We start from the raw sequence: 16968 nt of genomic DNA, 5'->3' as shown, positions 1-16968 counted from the left end.
GACTCCCCAGATGCTGTGCCTTCCCGGGGGAAACCCCCGGACCCCCCGACACCTCATCTCGGCCGCGGACCTCACCCGCGACGACGCCGTCCTGATCCTCGACACCGCCGAGGAGATGGCCCGGGTCGCGGACCGGCCGATCAAGAAGCTGCCCACCCTGCGCGGCCGCACCGTCGTCAACCTCTTCTTCGAGGACTCGACGCGTACCCGCATCTCCTTCGAGGCCGCCGCCAAGCGTCTCTCCGCCGACGTCATCAACTTCTCCGCGAAGGGCTCCTCCGTCTCCAAGGGCGAGTCCCTCAAGGACACCGCCATGACGCTGGAGGCGATGGGCGCCGACGCCGTCGTCATCCGCCACGGGGCCTCCGGCGCCCCCTACCGCCTCGCCACGTCCGGCTGGATCGACGGCGCCGTCGTCAACGCCGGTGACGGCACGCACGAGCACCCCACCCAGGCCCTGCTGGACGCGTTCACGATGCGCCGACGGCTGGTCGGGGCCGACGCCGGGATCGGCAAGGACCTCGAAGGCCGCCGGATCACGATCGTCGGCGACATCCTGCACAGCCGGGTGGCCCGCTCCAACGTCCACTTGCTCACCACGCTCGGGGCGCACGTCACCCTCGTGGCCCCGCCCACCCTGGTGCCCGTCGGGGTCGAGCGGTGGCCCTGCGACGTCAGCTACAGCCTCGACGAGGTGCTGCCGAAGTCCGACGCGGTGATGATGCTCCGTGTGCAGCGCGAACGCATGAACGCCGCGTACTTCCCGACCGAGCGCGAGTACTCCCGCCGCTACGGCCTGGACGGCCTGCGCATGGCGCGGATGCCCGAGCACGCCATCGTCATGCACCCCGGACCGATGGTGCGCGGCATGGAGATCACCGCCGAGGTCGCCGACTCGGACCGGTGCACCGCCGTCGAGCAGGTCGCGAACGGGGTCTCCACCCGCATGGCCGTCCTGTACCTGCTGCTGGGCGGCTCCGAGACCGCCCTGCCGTCCGCCGCACGCACCGAGGAGAACAAGTAATCATGAGCAAGATCCTTATTCGCGGCGCGAAGGTCCTCGGCGGCGAGCCGCAGGACGTCCTCATCGACGGCGAGACCGTGGCGCGGGTCGGCACCGGCATCGAGGCCGGCGACGCCACCGTGATCGAGGCGGCCGGCCAGATCCTGCTGCCCGGCCTCGTCGACCTGCACACCCATCTGCGCGAGCCCGGCCGCGAGGACTCCGAGACCGTCCTCACCGGCACCAGGGCCGCGGCGTCCGGCGGCTTCACCGCCGTGCACGCCATGGCCAACACCTTCCCGGTCGCCGACACCGCGGGCGTCGTCGAGCAGGTCTGGCGGCTCGGCAAGGAGTCCGGCTACTGCGACGTGCAGCCCGTCGGCGCCGTCACCGTCGGCCTCGAGGGCAAGCAGCTCGCCGAGCTCGGCGCGATGCACGACTCCGCCGCCAAAGTGAGGGTCTTCTCCGACGACGGCAAGTGCGTCGACGACGCCGTGATCATGCGGCGTGCCCTGGAGTACGTGAAGGCCTTCGACGGCGTGGTGGCCCAGCACGCCCAGGAGCCCCGCCTCACCGAGGGCGCCCAGATGAACGAGGGCGTCGTCTCGGCCGAGCTCGGACTCGGCGGCTGGCCCGCCGTCGCCGAGGAGTCGATCATCGCCCGCGATGTCCTGCTCGCCGCGCACGTCGACTCCCGGGTGCACATCTGCCACCTGTCGACGGCCGGCTCCGTGGAGATCGTCCGCTGGGCCAAGTCCAAGGGCTGGAACGTCACCGCCGAGGTCACCCCGCACCACCTGCTCCTCACCGACGAGCTCGTCCGGTCCTACGACCCCGTCTACAAGGTGAACCCGCCGCTGCGCACCGAGGCCGACGTCATGGCCCTGCGCGAGGCGCTCGCCGACGGCACGATCGACTGCGTCGCCACCGACCACGCCCCGCACCCGCACGAGGACAAGGACTGCGAGTGGGCCGCCGCCGCCATGGGCATGGTGGGCCTGGAGACCGCGCTCTCCGTGGTCCAGCAGACGATGGTGGACACCGGACTCATCGACTGGGCGGGCGTTGCCGACCGCATGTCGTTCCGGCCCGCGGCCATCGGCCGGCTCGAGGGACACGGCCGCCCCGTCTCGGCGGGTGAGCCCGCCAACCTCACCCTGGTCGATCCGTCATACCGTGGAGCCGTGGACCCCGCGGGCTTCGCCTCCCGCAGCCGCAACACTCCCTACGAGGGTCGCGAGCTGCCGGGCCGAGTGACCCACACCTTCCTGCGGGGCCGTGCCACGGTCGTCGACGGGAAGCTCGCGTGACAACACTCAACCCCAGTTATCAGCTGTACCAGCTGGCCGCCGAGCAGAAGTCGGCCGAAGTGACGGACTGGTCCGCCCGCATCAGCTGGGTCCTCGGACTGCTCGTCCTCATCGCCTTCGTCTACTGGCTGATGCGCCAGGGATGGAAGTGGCGGGCGAGCCTCCAGTCCGGTCTGCCCGAGCTCGCGACCACCCCGGAAGGGTTCGCGGACGGGGCGGAGCCGCTGAGGCTGACCGGCCGCTACCACGCGTCGACGACGGCGGGGCAGTGGCTCGACCGGATCGTCGCCCACGGCCTCGGCACCCGCAGCCGGGTCGAGCTGACCCTCACCGAGCAGGGCCTGGACGTCGTACGCCCGGGCGCGGCCGACTTCTTCGTCCCGGCCGCCGCACTCCGCGAGGCCCGGCTCGACAAGGCGCTCGCGGGCAAGGTCCTGCCCGAGGGCGGCCTCCTGGTCATCACCTGGGCGCACGGCGACCAGCTGATCGACTCCGGATTCCGCTCCGACCACGCGGCCGAGCACCAGGCCTGGGTCGACGCCGTCAACCACCTCACCAGCACTACGGAAGGCACCGCACGATGACGATCTCCACCCGGGGGGCCGACAAGGCTCCCGCCGTACTCGTCCTGGAGGACGGCCGCTCCTTCCGCGGCCGCGCCTACGGGGCCGTGGGGGAGACCTTCGGCGAGGCGGTGTTCTCCACCGGCATGACCGGCTACCAGGAGACGCTGACCGATCCCTCCTACCACCGCCAGGTCGTCGTGATGACCGCCCCGCACGTCGGCAACACCGGGGTGAACGACGAGGACCCCGAGTCGAAGCAGATCTGGGTCGCCGGCTACGTCGTGCGCGACCCCGCCCGCACCCCCTCCAACTGGCGCTCCCGCCGCTCACTGGACGAGGAGCTCGTCAGCCAGGGCGTCGTCGGGATCAGCGGCATCGACACCCGTGCCCTGACCCGCCACCTGCGGGAGCGTGGCGCCATGCGCGTGGGCATCTTCTCCGGCAACGCGATCGCCGACGAGGGCATACTGCTCGCCAAGGTGCGGCAGGCACCCGAGATGAGCGGCGCCGACCTCTCCGCCGAGGTCGCCACCAAGGAGGCGTACGTCGTCCCCGCGGTCGGCACCAAGAAGTTCACCGTCGCCGCCGTCGACCTCGGCATCAAGGGGATGACCCCGCACCGCATGGCCGAGCGCGGCATCGAGGTCCACGTCCTGCCGGCCACCGCCACCCTCGACGAGGTCTACGCGGTGAAGCCCGACGGAGTGTTCTTCTCCAACGGCCCCGGCGACCCGTCCACCGCCGGCCACCCCGTCGCCCTCATGCGGGGCGTGCTGGAGCGGAGGACCCCCCTCTTCGGCATCTGCTTCGGCAACCAGATCCTGGGCCGCGCCCTCGGCTTCGGCACCTACAAGCTGAAGTACGGCCACCGCGGCATCAACCAGCCCGTGCAGGACCGCACCACCGGCAAGGTCGAGGTCACCGCGCACAACCACGGCTTCGCCGTCGACGCGCCCCTCGACAAGGTCTCCGACACGGAGTTCGGCCGCGCCGAGGTGTCCCACGTCTGCCTGAACGACCAGGTCGTCGAAGGCCTCCAGCTCCTGGACCGGCCGGCCTTCAGCGTCCAGTACCACCCCGAAGCAGCCGCCGGCCCGCACGACGCCGCGTACCTCTTCGACCGCTTCGTATCCCTGATGGAGGACCAGCGTGCCTAAGCGCTCCGATATCCAGTCCGTCCTGGTCATCGGCTCCGGTCCGATCGTCATCGGCCAGGCCGCCGAGTTCGACTACTCCGGCACCCAGGCCTGCCGCGTCCTCAAGGCCGAGGGCCTGCGCGTCATCCTGGTGAACTCCAACCCGGCGACGATCATGACCGACCCGGAGATCGCCGACGCCACGTACGTCGAGCCGATCACCCCCGAGTTCGTCGAGAAGATCATCGCCAAGGAGCGCCCCGACGCGCTCCTGCCGACGCTGGGCGGTCAGACCGCGCTCAACACGGCGATCTCCATGCACGAGAACGGTGTCCTGGAGAAGTACGGCGTCGAGCTCATCGGGGCCAACGTCGAGGCCATCAACAAGGGCGAGGACCGCGACCTCTTCAAGGGTGTCGTGGAGGCCGTCAAGGCGAAGATCGGCTACGGCGAGTCCGCCCGCTCCGTCATCTGCCACTCCATGGACGACATCATCAAGGGCGTCGACACCCTGGGCGGCTACCCCGTCGTCGTCCGCCCCTCCTTCACCATGGGCGGCGCCGGCTCCGGCTTCGCCCACGACGAGGAGGAGCTGCGCCGGATCGCCGGACAGGGCCTCACCCTCTCGCCGACCACCGAGGTGCTCCTGGAGGAGTCCATCCTGGGCTGGAAGGAGTACGAGCTGGAGCTGATGCGCGACAAGAACGACAACGTCGTGGTGGTCTGCTCCATCGAGAACTTCGACCCGATGGGCGTCCACACCGGCGACTCGATCACCGTCGCCCCGGCGATGACGCTCACCGACCGCGAATACCAGCGGCTGCGCGACATCGGCATCGCGATCATCCGCGAGGTCGGCGTCGACACCGGCGGCTGCAACATCCAGTTCGCCATCGACCCCGCCGACGGCCGGATCATCGTCATCGAGATGAACCCGCGCGTCTCCCGCTCCTCGGCGCTCGCGTCGAAGGCCACCGGCTTCCCGATCGCCAAGATCGCCGCCAAGCTCGCCGTCGGCTACACGCTCGACGAGATCCCCAACGACATCACCGAGAAGACGCCGGCCTCCTTCGAGCCGACCCTCGACTACGTCGTGGTCAAGGCCCCGCGCTTCGCCTTCGAGAAGTTCCCCTCCGCCGACTCCACCCTCACCACCACCATGAAGTCGGTGGGTGAGGCCATGGCGATCGGCCGCAACTTCACCGAGGCGCTCCAGAAGGCCCTGCGCTCCCTGGAGAAGAAGGGCTCGCAGTTCGCCTTCACCGGCGAACCCGGCGACAAGGCCGAGCTGCTCGCGGAGGCGGTCCGCCCGACCGACGGCCGCATCAACACCGTCATGCAGGCGATCCGGGCCGGCGCCACCCAGGAAGAGGTCTTCGACGCCACGAAGATCGACCCCTGGTTCGTCGACCAGCTCTTCCTGATCAAGGAGATCGCCGACGAGCTGGCCGCCGCGGAGCGCCTCGGCACCGAACTGCTCGCCGAGGCCAAGCGGCACGGCTTCTCCGACGCCCAGATCGGCGAGATCCGCGGCCTGCGCGAGGACGTCGTGCGCGAGGTCCGGCACGCCCTCGGCATCCGCCCGGTCTACAAGACGGTCGACACCTGCGCCGCGGAGTTCGCCGCGAACACGCCGTACTTCTACTCCTCCTACGACGAGGAGAGCGAGGTCGCGCCCCGCACCAGGCCCGCGGTGATCATCCTGGGCTCCGGTCCGAACCGCATCGGCCAGGGCATCGAGTTCGACTACTCCTGCGTCCACGCCTCCTTCGCGCTGAGCGACGCGGGCTACGAGACCGTGATGGTCAACTGCAACCCGGAGACCGTCTCCACGGACTACGACACCTCCGACCGGCTCTACTTCGAGCCGCTCACGCTCGAGGACGTCCTGGAGATCGTGCACGCGGAGACGCTCGCCGGCCCGATCGCCGGAGTCATCGTCCAGCTCGGCGGCCAGACCCCGCTCGGCCTGTCGCAGGCGCTCAAGGACAACGGCGTGCCAATCGTGGGGACCTCCCCGGAGGCCATCCACGCCGCCGAGGACCGCGGCGCCTTCGGCCGGGTCCTCGCCGAGGCCGGACTGCCGGCCCCGAAGCACGGCACCGCCACCACCTTCGCCGAGGCCAAGGCCATCGCCGACGAGATCGGCTACCCCGTGCTCGTACGTCCGTCGTACGTGCTCGGCGGCCGCGGCATGGAGATCGTGTACGACGAGGCCCGCCTCTCCTCGTACATCGCCGAGTCCACCGAGATCAGCCCCACCCGGCCGGTCCTGGTCGACCGCTTCCTCGACGACGCGATCGAGATCGACGTCGACGCGCTCTACGACGGCACCGAGCTCTACCTCGGCGGCGTCATGGAGCACATCGAGGAGGCCGGCATCCACTCCGGCGACTCCGCCTGCGCCCTGCCCCCGATCACCCTCGGCGGCCACGACATCAAGCGGCTCCGGGCCTCCACCGAGGGCATCGCCAAGGGCGTCGGGGTCCGCGGCCTCATCAACATCCAGTTCGCGCTCTCCGGCGACATCCTCTACGTCCTCGAAGCGAACCCGCGCGCCTCGCGGACCGTCCCCTTCACCTCGAAGGCCACCGCGGTCCCGCTGGCGAAGGCAGCCGCCCGCATCTCGCTGGGCGCGACCGTCGCCGAGCTGCGCGAGGAGGGTCTGCTGCCGAAGCACGGCGACGGCGGCACCCTGCCGCTCGACGCGCCGATCTCCGTCAAGGAGGCCGTCATGCCGTGGTCGCGCTTCCGCGACATCCACGGCCGCGGCGTGGACACGGTCCTCGGCCCGGAGATGCGCTCCACCGGTGAGGTCATGGGCATCGACTCGGCCTTCGGCACGGCGTACGCCAAGTCGCAGGCCGGCGCGTACGGCCCGCTGCCCACCAAGGGCCGCGCCTTCATCTCCGTCGCCAACCGCGACAAGCGCTCGATGATCTTCCCGGCCCGGGAGCTCGTCGCCCACGGCTTCGAGCTGATGGCCACCTCCGGTACCGCCGAGGTCCTCAAGCGCAACGGCATCAACGCCACCGTCGTGCGCAAGCAGTCCGAGGGCGAGGGCCCGAACGGCGAGAAGACCATCGTCCAGCTGATCCACGACGGCGAGGTCGACCTCATCGTCAACACCCCGTACGGGACGGGCGGGCGGCTCGACGGCTACGAGATCCGCACCGCGGCCGTCGCCCGGTCGGTGCCCTGCCTCACCACGGTCCAGGCGCTCGCCGCCGCCGTCCAGGGCATCGACGCGCTCAACCACGGCGACGTCGGCGTGCGTTCCCTCCAGGAACACGCGGAACATCTGACCGCGGCCCGCGACTAGAAGCCCAGCAGGGGGACACCGGAAACGGTGTCCCCCTCTTCATGAGGACAGTGTGATGTACAAACTCTTCTTCCAGCTGGTCTTCAAGCGGATGGACCCGGAGCAGGCCCACCACCTGGCCTTCCGCTGGATCCGCCTCGCGGCCCGCGTCCCCGTGCTGCGCACGTTCGTCGCCGCCGCGCTGGCCCCCCGCCACCAGGAGCTGCGCACCGAGGCGCTCGGCCTGCGGATGCACGGCCCGTTCGGGCTCGCCGCCGGCTTCGACAAGAACGCCGTCGCGATCGACGGCATGTCGATGCTCGGCTTCGACCACATCGAGATCGGCACGGTCACCGGCGAGCCGCAGCCCGGCAACCCCAAGAAGCGGCTGTTCCGCCTCGTCGCGGACCGGGCGCTGATCAACCGCATGGGCTTCAACAACGAGGGCTCCGCGGCCGTGGCGGAGCGCCTCGCCGCCCGAACCCCGGTCTTCCGGACGACCGTGGGTGTCAACATCGGCAAGACCAAGGCCGTCCCCGAGGCCGAGGCCGTGGGGGACTACGTCAAGTCCACCGAGCGGCTCGCCGCCCACGCCGACTACCTCGTCGTGAACGTCTCCTCGCCGAACACGCCCGGTCTGCGCAACCTCCAGGCCACCGAGGCGCTCCGTCCGCTGCTCACCGCGGTGCGCGAGGCCGCGGACCGCACCGTCACGGACCGGCGCGTCCCGCTGCTCGTCAAGATCGCTCCCGACCTCGCGGACGACGACGTCGACGCGGTCGCCGACCTCGCGGTCGAGCTCGGTCTGGACGGCATCATCGCCACCAACACCACGATCGCCCGCGAGGGCCTCGGCCTGAAGTCCGCGGCCCCGCTGGTCGAGGAGACCGGCGGGCTCTCCGGCGCACCCCTCAAGGAGCGCTCCCTGGAGGTCCTGAGCCGCCTGTACGCCCGTGTGGGGACCCGGATGACCCTGGTCGGTGTCGGAGGCATCGAGAACGCCGAGGACGCCTGGCAGCGCATCCTCGCCGGTGCCACGCTCGTCCAGGGCTACAGCGCCTTCATCTACGAGGGCCCGTGCTACGCCCGCGCGATCCACAAGGGCCTGGCCGCCCGCCTGGCGGCCTCCCCGTACGCCACCCTCGCCGAAGCCGTCGGCGCCGAGACACGGAAGGTCATGCGATGACCCTCGAACCCTTCGGCGCACGCCTGCGCCACGCCATGGACACCCGCGGACCGCTCTGCGTGGGCATCGACCCGCACGCCTCGCTGCTCACCTCCTGGGGCCTGAACGACGACATCACGGGCCTGGAGCGCTTCACCCGCACGGTCGTCGAGGCACTGGCGGACCGGGTCGCCGTACTCAAACCGCAGTCCGCGTTCTTCGAGCGGTTCGGCTCGCGCGGCATCGCCGTCCTGGAGAAGGCCGTCGAAGAGGCGCGCGCCGCCGGGGCGCTCGTCCTCATGGACGCCAAGCGCGGGGACATCGGCTCCACGATGGCGGCCTACGCCGCCACGTACCTGGACAAGGACTCGCCGCTGTACTCCGACGCGGTCACCGTCTCGCCGTACCTCGGCTTCGGCTCGCTGCGGCCGGCGCTCGACGCGGCCGCGGTCTCCGGCTCGGGCGTCTTCGTGCTCGCCCTCACCTCCAACCCGGAGGGCGCGGAGGTCCAGCGTGCCACCGCCGCGGACGGCCGGTCGCTGGCCCAGGTGATGCTCGACCACATGGCCGCGGAGAACGCGGGGGCCACTCCGCTCGGCTCCGTCGGGGCGGTCGTCGGCGCCACGCTCGGGGACGCGGGCGCGAACCTGGCGATCAACGGTCCGCTGCTCGCTCCCGGGATCGGCGCCCAGGGCGCCACGCCCGCGGATCTTCCCGGTGTGTTCGGCGCCTCGGCCGGCAACGTGGTGCCGAGCGTGAGCCGGGGCGTGCTGCGCCACGGACCGGACGCGTCAGGGCTGCGCGAAGCCGCCGGACGGTTCGCGGACGAGGTCCGCGCGGCCGTCTCGGACGGCTGACGATGCCACGTAACAACGCGTTGACGTAATCCTGACCAAAAATCCGGGTTGTTATGACTGAAATGTCCTGGTCGGCTGAGGCTGACCAGGACTTTTCGTCTGTTCTCGCTGACTCGGGCGGCCTTGGCCGCTAGTCTCCGTCGAGAGCCAACGAGCAGGTTGTTCGTTGCTCACCAGGTGTGGGGCCATCAGGTCCCTCACCGGTCCGTATCCGACAGATCGACATCCGAGGTGACGTAGGCGTGGCTCTTCCGCCCCTTACCCCTGAACAGCGCGCAGCCGCGCTCGAAAAGGCCGCCGCGGCTCGCCGGGAGCGGGCCGAGGTCAAGAATCGACTCAAGCACTCCGGCGCCTCCCTCCACGAGGTCATCAAGTCGGGACAGGAGAACGACGTCATCGGCAAGATGAAGGTCTCCGCCCTACTGGAGTCCCTGCCGGGCGTGGGCAAGGTCCGCGCCAAGCAGATCATGGAGCGGCTCGGCATTTCCGAGAGCCGCCGGGTCCGGGGTCTCGGCTCCAACCAGATCGCATCCCTGGAGCGTGAGTTCGGCGGCAGCGCCGCCTGACGTTCTCAGGCACTCCTGAGAACCTGGATAATCGCTCCATGGCTGCAACATCCCGGGGGACGTCCCCCGTACCCCCGGACGTACGTCCGCGGCTGACCGTGCTCTCCGGCCCCTCAGGGGTCGGCAAGAGCACGGTCGTCGCTCATATGCGCAAGGTTCACCCGGAGGTCTGGCTCTCGGTATCGGCGACGACGCGCAGGCCTCGCCCCGGCGAACGCAACGGAGTCCACTACTTCTTCGTGGACAACGAGGAGTTCGACAAACTGATCGCCAACGGCGAGCTGCTCGAGTGGGCCGAGTTCGCGGGCAACCGCTACGGCACCCCGCGCCGGGCCGTGCTGGACCGCCTGGAGGCGGGCGAGCCGGTGCTGCTGGAGATCGATCTGCAGGGCGCCCGGCTGGTCCGCGAGTCCATGCCCGAGGCGCAGCTCGTCTTCCTGGCGCCGCCGAGCTGGGACGAGCTGGTGCGCCGGCTCACCGGCCGCGGTACGGAGGCGCCCGATGTGATCGAGCGCCGGCTCACGGCGGCGAAGGTCGAACTGGCCGCCGAGGCGGAGTTCGATACGACGCTCGTCAACACCTCCGTCGAGGACGTGGCGCGTGAGCTGCTAACGTTGATGCTGCAGGCTTCCGGCCTCCGTGGCACCGACGACTGACCTCGCCGGACTCGCGGACGCAGAGCATCACCACTGCGGAACCAGCACGATCAAAGATCTCTTTGATCTCTATCCCCTTCGGAAGGCAGAGAGTGTCCTCTTCCATCACCACGCCCGAGGGCATCATCAACCCGCCGATTGATGAGCTCCTCGAGGCCACCGACTCGAAGTACAGCCTTGTCATCTACGCGGCCAAGCGCGCGCGCCAGATCAACGCGTACTACTCGCAGCTCGGTGAAGGCCTCCTCGAGTACGTCGGTCCGCTCGTCGACACCCACGTGCACGAGAAGCCGCTCTCGATCGCACTCCGCGAGATCAACGCGGGCCTGCTGACCTCCGAGGCCATCGAGGGCCCCGCGCAGTAGCAGGAGATGCACCTTCACCACAGGCCCGGCGGTCGGTATCCGCCGGGCCTGCGGTGTGTCCGGGCCCGGGCCCGCCGGGGGCCGCCGGGTGCCGTGAGGCAGCATGGAGCGCGTACGCAAGAGGGCTGCGCACCGGTGGAGTGCGCAGAGTGACGAGTGCGGGGAGACGCAGTGGACAAGCCGAAGGTCGTCCTGGGGGTCAGCGGGGGCATCGCCGCCTACAAGGCGTGCGAGCTGCTGCGCCGGCTGACGGAGTCCGGCCACGACGTACGGGTCGTCCCGACGGAGGCCTCGCTGCACTTCGTGGGCGCCGCCACCTGGTCGGCGCTCTCCGGACACCCCGTCTCGACCGAGGTCTGGGACAGCGTGCACGAGGTCCCGCACGTCCGGATCGGCCAGGCGGCCGACCTCGTCGTGGTCGCACCCGCCACCGCCGACATGCTCGCCAAGGCGGCCCACGGCCTCGCCGACGACCTCCTCACCAACACGCTCCTCACCGCCCGCTGTCCGGTCGTCTTCGCCCCGGCGATGCACACGGAGATGTGGGAGCACCCGGCCACCCAGGAGAACGTCGCCACCCTGCGCCGCCGCGGCGCGGTCGTCGTCGAGCCCGCCGTCGGCCGGCTCACCGGCGTCGACACGGGCAAGGGCCGGCTGCCGGATCCGGGGGAGATCTTCGAGGTCTGCCGCCGCGTCCTGGCCCGCGGCGCCGTGGCCCCCGACCTCACCGGGCGCCATGTGGTGATCAGCGCGGGCGGCACCCGGGAGCCCCTGGACCCCGTCCGTTACCTGGGCAACCGCTCCTCCGGCAAGCAGGGGTACGCGCTGGCGCGCACCGCCGTCGCCCGTGGCGCCCGGGTGACCCTGATCGAGGCGAACACCGGACTTCCCGATCCCGCGGGTGCCGACGTGCTGCGCGCCGGAACGGCCGTACAACTGCGCGAGGCCGTGCTGAAGGCGGCGGCCGACGCCGATGTGGTGGTGATGGCCGCGGCGGTCGCCGACTTCCGTCCCGCCGACTACGCCACGGGCAAGATCAAGAAGAGGGACGGCCAGGAACCCGCCCCCCTCGCTCTGGTCCGCAATCCAGACATCCTGGCCGAGGTCGCCGAGGACCGGGCGCGCCCGGGACAGATCGTCGTCGGATTCGCCGCCGAGACCGACGACCTGCTGGCCAACGGCCGCGAGAAGCTCCGCCGCAAGGGCTGTGACCTTCTCGTCGTCAACGAGGTCGGAGAGCGCAAGACCTTCGGCTCCGAGGAGAACGAGGCCGTGGTGCTCGGGGCCGACGGCAGCGAGACGGCTGTGCCGTACGGGCCGAAAGAGGCGCTTGCCGACACGGTCTGGGACCTGGTGGCGGTCCGGTTCCGCTAGATTGCGTAAGCGCCGCTCCGGCGGGAAGAAACCTCAGGATGTCCGGTCACCGCTCGTCCCGGAAGGAGGGATTGTCGTACCGCCGTCAACAGTGCCGCCGGTCACACAGCCTCCAAGGGGCGAGACGCGTGACCTATTCGCCGGAAGCGACCGATAAACTGGTCGACGGAACGTGCCGGGCGCAGCTCCCGGGCGGTCCACCCATGATCAGCCAGCAGCCGCTGCAACCCCAGGGAGCGATGTGTCCCGCCGTCTCTTCACCTCGGAGTCCGTCACCGAGGGCCACCCCGACAAGATCGCTGACCAGATCAGCGACACGATTCTCGACGCGCTCCTGCGTGAGGACCCTTCCTCACGCGTCGCCGTCGAGACCTTGATCACCACTGGACTGGTGCACGTCGCGGGTGAGGTCACGACCAAGGCCTACGCCGACATCCCCAACCTCGTGCGCAACAAGGTGCTGGAGATCGGCTACGACTCCTCCAAGAAGGGCTTCGACGGAGCCTCCTGCGGCGTGTCGGTGTCCATCGGGTCGCAGTCCCCGGACATCGCCCAGGGTGTCGACACCGCGTACGAGCAGCGGGTCGAGGGTGACGAGGACGAGCTCGACAAGCAGGGCGCCGGCGACCAGGGCCTGATGTTCGGCTACGCCTGCGACGAGACGCCCGAGCTGATGCCGCTCCCGATCCACGTGGCGCACCGGCTCTCGCGCCGCCTGTCCGAGGTCCGCAAGAACGGGACCATCCCGTACCTGCGCCCCGACGGCAAGACCCAGGTCACCATCGAGTACGACGGCGACAAGGCCGTCCGTCTCGACACGGTCGTCGTCTCCTCGCAGCACGCGTCCGACATCGACCTGGACTCGCTGCTCGCACCCGACATCCGCGAGTTCGTCGTCGAGCACGTCCTGGGGCAGCTCATCGAGGACGGCATCAAGCTGGACACCGAGGGCTACCGCCTCCTGGTGAATCCGACCGGCCGATTCGAGATCGGCGGCCCGATGGGTGACGCCGGGCTGACCGGCCGCAAGATCATCATCGACACCTACGGCGGCATGGCCCGTCACGGCGGCGGCGCCTTCTCCGGCAAGGACCCGTCGAAGGTCGACCGCTCGGCCGCCTACGCGATGCGCTGGGTCGCCAAGAACGTCGTCGCGGCCGGCCTCGCCGCCCGCTGCGAGGTCCAGGTCGCCTACGCGATCGGCAAGGCCGAGCCGGTGGGCCTGTTCGTCGAGACGTTCGGCACCGCCGCGGTCGACACCGAGAAGATCGAGCACGCCATCGGCGAGGTCTTCGACCTCCGCCCGGCCGCGATCATCCGCGACCTCGACCTGCTCCGTCCGATCTACGCCCAGACCGCGGCGTACGGCCACTTCGGCCGGGAGCTCCCCGACTTCACCTGGGAGCGCACCGACCGTGTGGACGCGCTGCGCAGGGCCGCGGGTCTCTAGGGACGCCGTCGTCAGCCCGTAGGCCGGGGCCCGGATGCCGCACGCGGTGTCCGGGCCCCGGCTTCTGTGCTGCCGGGGCCGCGGCCCCTGTCAGTGCGGTCTGGTAGGAATTTGGCTGTGAGCAGCGACAACGAGCGGTCCGACGAGCCCGACGCCGGGGTTCCGGAGCAGCTTGCGCTCATCCGGGAGACGGTGCGCCGGGCCAAGGTGCCGCGGGCCAAGCCCCGGACCTGGCGGGGCGCCACGCTCGCCGGGGAGCTGCCGGTCGCCCGCGTCCTGGTGAACAAGGGCGCACTCCACCTCGATCAGTACTTCGACTACGCCGTCCCCGAGGAGCTCGACGCCGAGGCGCAGCCGGGTGTGCGGGTGCGGGTGCGGTTCGGGGCCGGCGGGCGGCAGGTCCGCGGCGGCCGGCGCGAGGGCGGCGGCCTCATCGACGGATTCCTCATCGAACGGCGCGCCGAGTCGGACTACCAAGGGGCCCTGGCGGCCCTCGCCTACGTCGTCTCGCCCGAGCCGGTGCTCGGGCCCGAGCTGCTGGCGCTCTCCCGGGCCGTCGCCGACCGCTACGCGGGCAGCCTCGCCGATGTGCTGCAGCTCGCCGTGCCGCCCAGGAACGGCAGGGCGGAGACCAGGCCCTCGCCCGCGCCCCTGCCGCCGCCTGACGCCCCGTCCCCCGGGACCTGGGAGCGGTACACCCAGGGACCGGCGTTCCTGCGCGCGCTGACCGAGGGCGGCGCTCCCAGAGCCGTATGGACCGCGCTGCCGGGGCCGCACTGGCCCGAGGAGATCGCCCGGGCCGTCGCCGCGACCCTGTCCTCGGGCCGCGGAGCGCTCGTCGTCGTACCGGACGGGCGGACCGCCGGGAGGGTGGACGCCGCGCTCACCGAGGTGCTGGGCCAGGGACGCCACGCACTGCTGACGGCCGACTCCGGGCCCGAGAAGCGCTACCGGGAGTGGCTGGCCGTCCGGCGCGGTTCCGTGCGCGCGGTCGTCGGGACCAGGGCCGCGATGTTCGCGCCCGTCACCGACCTCGGGCTGGTGGCCGTCTGGGACGACGGGGACTCCAGCCACAGCGACGACAACGCCCCCTTCCCGCACGTCCGGGAGGTGCTGGAGCTGCGGGCGACGCACGGCCGGTGCGCGTTCCTGCTCGGCGGCACGAACTGCACGGTGGAGGCCGCCCAGCTCGTCGAGAGCGGCTGGGCGCTGCCCCTGCGCGCGGACCGCGAGCAGCTGCGGATCGCCGCGCCCCTCGTGCGCACCGTCGGCGACGGGGAGCTCGCGCGGGACGGCGCGGCGCGCTCGGCGCGGCTGCCCAGCCTGGCCTGGCAGACCGTACGCGACGGGCTGCGCAGCGGTCCGGTTCTCGTCCAGGTGCCCCGCCGCGGCTACGCGCCCAGGCTGGCCTGCGAGCGCTGCCGCGAGCCCGCGCGCTGCCGGCACTGCGCCGGGTCGCTCCAGGCCCCGGACCAGCAGGATCTCAACTGCGCCTGGTGCGGACGCGCCGAGACCTCCTGGAGCTGTGCCGCCTGCGGAGGGCGGCGGCTGCGGGCGCAGATCGTCGGCGCCCGCCGGACCGCCGAGGAGCTGGGCCGCGCGTTTCCCGCCGTTCCGGTGCGGACGTCCGGCCGGGACCACATGCTGGATTCCGTGCCCGGTCAGCCCGCCCTCGTCGTCAGCACCCCCGGGGCCGAGCCCGTGGCCGAGGGCGGCTACGCGGCCGCGCTGCTGCTGGACGGCTGGGCGATGGTCGGCAGGCCCGACCTGCGGGCGGGCGAGGAGGCACTGCGCCGCTGGACGGCCGCCGCCGCACTCGTGCGGGGCCGGCCGGAGGGCGGCACGGTGGTGATCATGGCCGAGCCGGCCCTGCGCCCCGTCCAGGCCCTGGTCCGCTGGGACCCGGTCGGCCACGCCCGCCGCGAGCTCGCGGAACGGGCCGAGCTCGGCTTCCCGCCCGTTTCCCGGATGGCCTCGGTGACCGGCCCGCCGGAGGCGATCGCCGCATACCTCGCCGCCACCGAGCTGCCGCCCGAGGCTGAGGTCCTCGGCCCGGTCCCGCTGCCGGGGGCGGCTCCCGGCAGACCCCGCAGACAGGGGGACGCCCCGCCCGGCGAGACCTGGGAACGGGCGCTGGTCAGGGTGCCGCCGGGACGCGGGGCGGCGCTCGCCGCCGCCCTGAAGGCGGCGCAGGCCGCGCGGACGGCCCGGGGGAGCGGCGATCCGGTCCGGATCAGGATCGATCCGCCGGACATCGGCTGAGCGGAGGAAGGGTGCCGGCGGCCGGACACCGCCCTCGGCCACCGACCGGGTCCGTCCGGTGCCGGCTCTCCGCCGCCGCGGTCGCCGGGCCCGGGCGGGACGTGGCCCGACGGCTGCGCGTACGGCGGGCACACCCGGTCGCAACCGCCGGTCCGGCCGGTCGTGCGTCAGCCGTTGCGCGGGCCCGGGAAGGCTCCCGGGCGCAGCTCCTCGCGCGGTGAGGGACGGTCGGCCGACGGCTGCGGCGGCATGGAGCGGGCCGCGGGCACGACGGGCGCGGGGGAGGATCCGGAGGGCGCGGGCAGCGGACGGGCCACGGTCTCGGCGACCTCGGCCGCCGGCTGCGGGGTGTTGCGGCGGGTGCCGTAACGGCGGTGCACCGCCTGCTTGGTGACCCCGAGTGCCGAACCCACCGCGTCCCAGGAGAAGCCCAGCGAGCGGTCGAAGTCCACCGCCGCCGTGACCAGCGTCTCGACGCTGTCGCGCAGTTCCTGGGCGAGCCGGACCGTAGGGGCCGGGGCCCTGCCGTAGACGACGAAGCCCGCGGACGGGCCGGAGCGGCGCGGACGGTAGACGTTGCCCAGCTGCGCAGTGAGGGTGCGCAGCGCGTCCACCTGCCGCCGGACCCGCTCGATGTCCCGCACCAACAGGTGCAGACTGGCACGCGCTTGGGCGTCGTGGGTTGCGTGGTCGGCCATGAACAAGCCTCTCGAACCGGCGTTGAAGTTGAAAGGGATCGGACCGCGCTGGGGGCGGCCCACTTCGGTCAATCTCACTTGACCAACGCCTCACCCGTCGATGTGGTCACGCTGTAGGGGCGTATGTGTATGTGCGCAGGGCGCACATGCGTGCGTACGCCCCAGGCGGCGCGGGCCGCGGCGGGCGGACCACCGCGGTCCCGCGGCACCGCCTAGACTGGTGTGCTGCTCGCCACGCCACCGTACGTTCCGGCCCGAG

General features: G+C 71.5%; 14 protein-coding genes. 13 read left to right on the top strand and 1 reads right to left on the bottom strand.

Going from position 1 to position 16968, the window contains the following annotated elements; translation table 11 throughout:
* The first annotated feature begins 10 nt into the window (after window positions 1-10).
* From AB0F38_RS16915 to AB0F38_RS16855, 13 genes are all read left to right on the top strand, one after another.
* Complete coding sequence (locus AB0F38_RS16915) at window positions 11-1024, top strand: aspartate carbamoyltransferase catalytic subunit (protein ID WP_361893155.1); 1014 nt, start codon at window positions 11-13, stop codon at window positions 1022-1024.
* A 2-nt stretch (window positions 1025-1026) separates the two neighbouring features.
* Window positions 1027-2313, top strand: coding sequence for a dihydroorotase (locus tag AB0F38_RS16910; protein WP_361893152.1), 1287 nt, complete (start codon window positions 1027-1029; stop codon window positions 2311-2313).
* Complete coding sequence (locus AB0F38_RS16905; RefSeq protein WP_361893149.1) at window positions 2310-2897, top strand: hypothetical protein; 588 nt, start codon at window positions 2310-2312, stop codon at window positions 2895-2897. The genes AB0F38_RS16910 and AB0F38_RS16905 overlap by 4 nt, the downstream gene beginning before the upstream one ends.
* Window positions 2894-4036 (top strand): glutamine-hydrolyzing carbamoyl-phosphate synthase small subunit, encoded by a 1143-nt coding sequence (gene carA, locus AB0F38_RS16900; RefSeq protein ID WP_361893146.1) that lies wholly within the window; start codon window positions 2894-2896, stop codon window positions 4034-4036. Before AB0F38_RS16905 ends, carA begins: the two co-directional genes overlap by 4 nt.
* A complete protein-coding gene (gene carB, locus AB0F38_RS16895; RefSeq protein WP_361893143.1) occupies window positions 4029-7337 on the top strand; it encodes a carbamoyl-phosphate synthase large subunit in 3309 nt (1102 codons plus the stop codon). The genes carA and carB overlap by 8 nt, the downstream gene beginning before the upstream one ends.
* Window positions 7338-7392: 55 nt before the next feature.
* Window positions 7393-8502 carry a quinone-dependent dihydroorotate dehydrogenase gene (locus AB0F38_RS16890; RefSeq protein ID WP_361893140.1) on the top strand — a complete coding sequence of 370 codons (1110 nt, stop codon included), beginning with the start codon at window positions 7393-7395 and terminating at the stop codon, window positions 8500-8502.
* Window positions 8499-9338, top strand: a complete 840-nt coding sequence (gene pyrF / locus AB0F38_RS16885) for an orotidine-5'-phosphate decarboxylase (RefSeq protein ID WP_361893137.1) — start codon at window positions 8499-8501, stop codon at window positions 9336-9338. The genes AB0F38_RS16890 and pyrF overlap by 4 nt, the downstream gene beginning before the upstream one ends.
* Before the next feature lie 242 nt (window positions 9339-9580).
* The gene (locus AB0F38_RS16880; RefSeq protein WP_018524251.1) at window positions 9581-9904 is read left to right on the top strand and encodes an integration host factor; all 324 of its coding nucleotides are present in this window, start codon (window positions 9581-9583) and stop codon (window positions 9902-9904) included.
* Window positions 9905-9942: 38 nt separating this feature from the next.
* Entirely contained in the window at window positions 9943-10560 is a 618-nt protein-coding gene (gene gmk / locus AB0F38_RS16875; RefSeq protein ID WP_361893134.1) for a guanylate kinase, read from the top strand.
* Between the two features lie 92 nt (window positions 10561-10652).
* Window positions 10653-10925: a DNA-directed RNA polymerase subunit omega gene (gene rpoZ / locus AB0F38_RS16870; RefSeq protein WP_003970369.1), complete on the top strand. Its 273-nt coding sequence runs from the start codon at window positions 10653-10655 to the stop codon at window positions 10923-10925.
* Window positions 10926-11096: 171 nt separating this feature from the next.
* Window positions 11097-12299 carry a bifunctional phosphopantothenoylcysteine decarboxylase/phosphopantothenate--cysteine ligase CoaBC gene (coaBC, locus tag AB0F38_RS16865; RefSeq protein WP_361893131.1) on the top strand — a complete coding sequence of 401 codons (1203 nt, stop codon included), beginning with the start codon at window positions 11097-11099 and terminating at the stop codon, window positions 12297-12299.
* 241 nt (window positions 12300-12540) lie between these two features.
* A complete protein-coding gene (gene metK, locus AB0F38_RS16860; RefSeq protein ID WP_361893128.1) occupies window positions 12541-13749 on the top strand; it encodes a methionine adenosyltransferase in 1209 nt (402 codons plus the stop codon).
* Window positions 13750-13866: 117 nt separating this feature from the next.
* Window positions 13867-16011: a primosomal protein N' gene (locus AB0F38_RS16855; protein ID WP_361893125.1), complete on the top strand. Its 2145-nt coding sequence runs from the start codon at window positions 13867-13869 to the stop codon at window positions 16009-16011.
* 167 nt (window positions 16012-16178) lie between these two features.
* Here the strand turns inward: AB0F38_RS16855 and AB0F38_RS16850 are convergent, their stop codons facing one another.
* Window positions 16179-16709, bottom strand: a complete 531-nt coding sequence (locus AB0F38_RS16850) for a hypothetical protein (RefSeq protein ID WP_361893122.1) — start codon at window positions 16707-16709, stop codon at window positions 16179-16181.
* Window positions 16710-16968: the final 259 nt, after the last annotated feature.

The organism is Streptomyces sp. NPDC025273 (assembly GCF_040638585.1).
Classification (GTDB): Bacteria; Actinomycetota; Actinomycetes; order Streptomycetales; family Streptomycetaceae; genus Streptomyces; species Streptomyces cinereorectus.
This window is presented reverse-complemented; position numbering and strand designations above follow the sequence as displayed.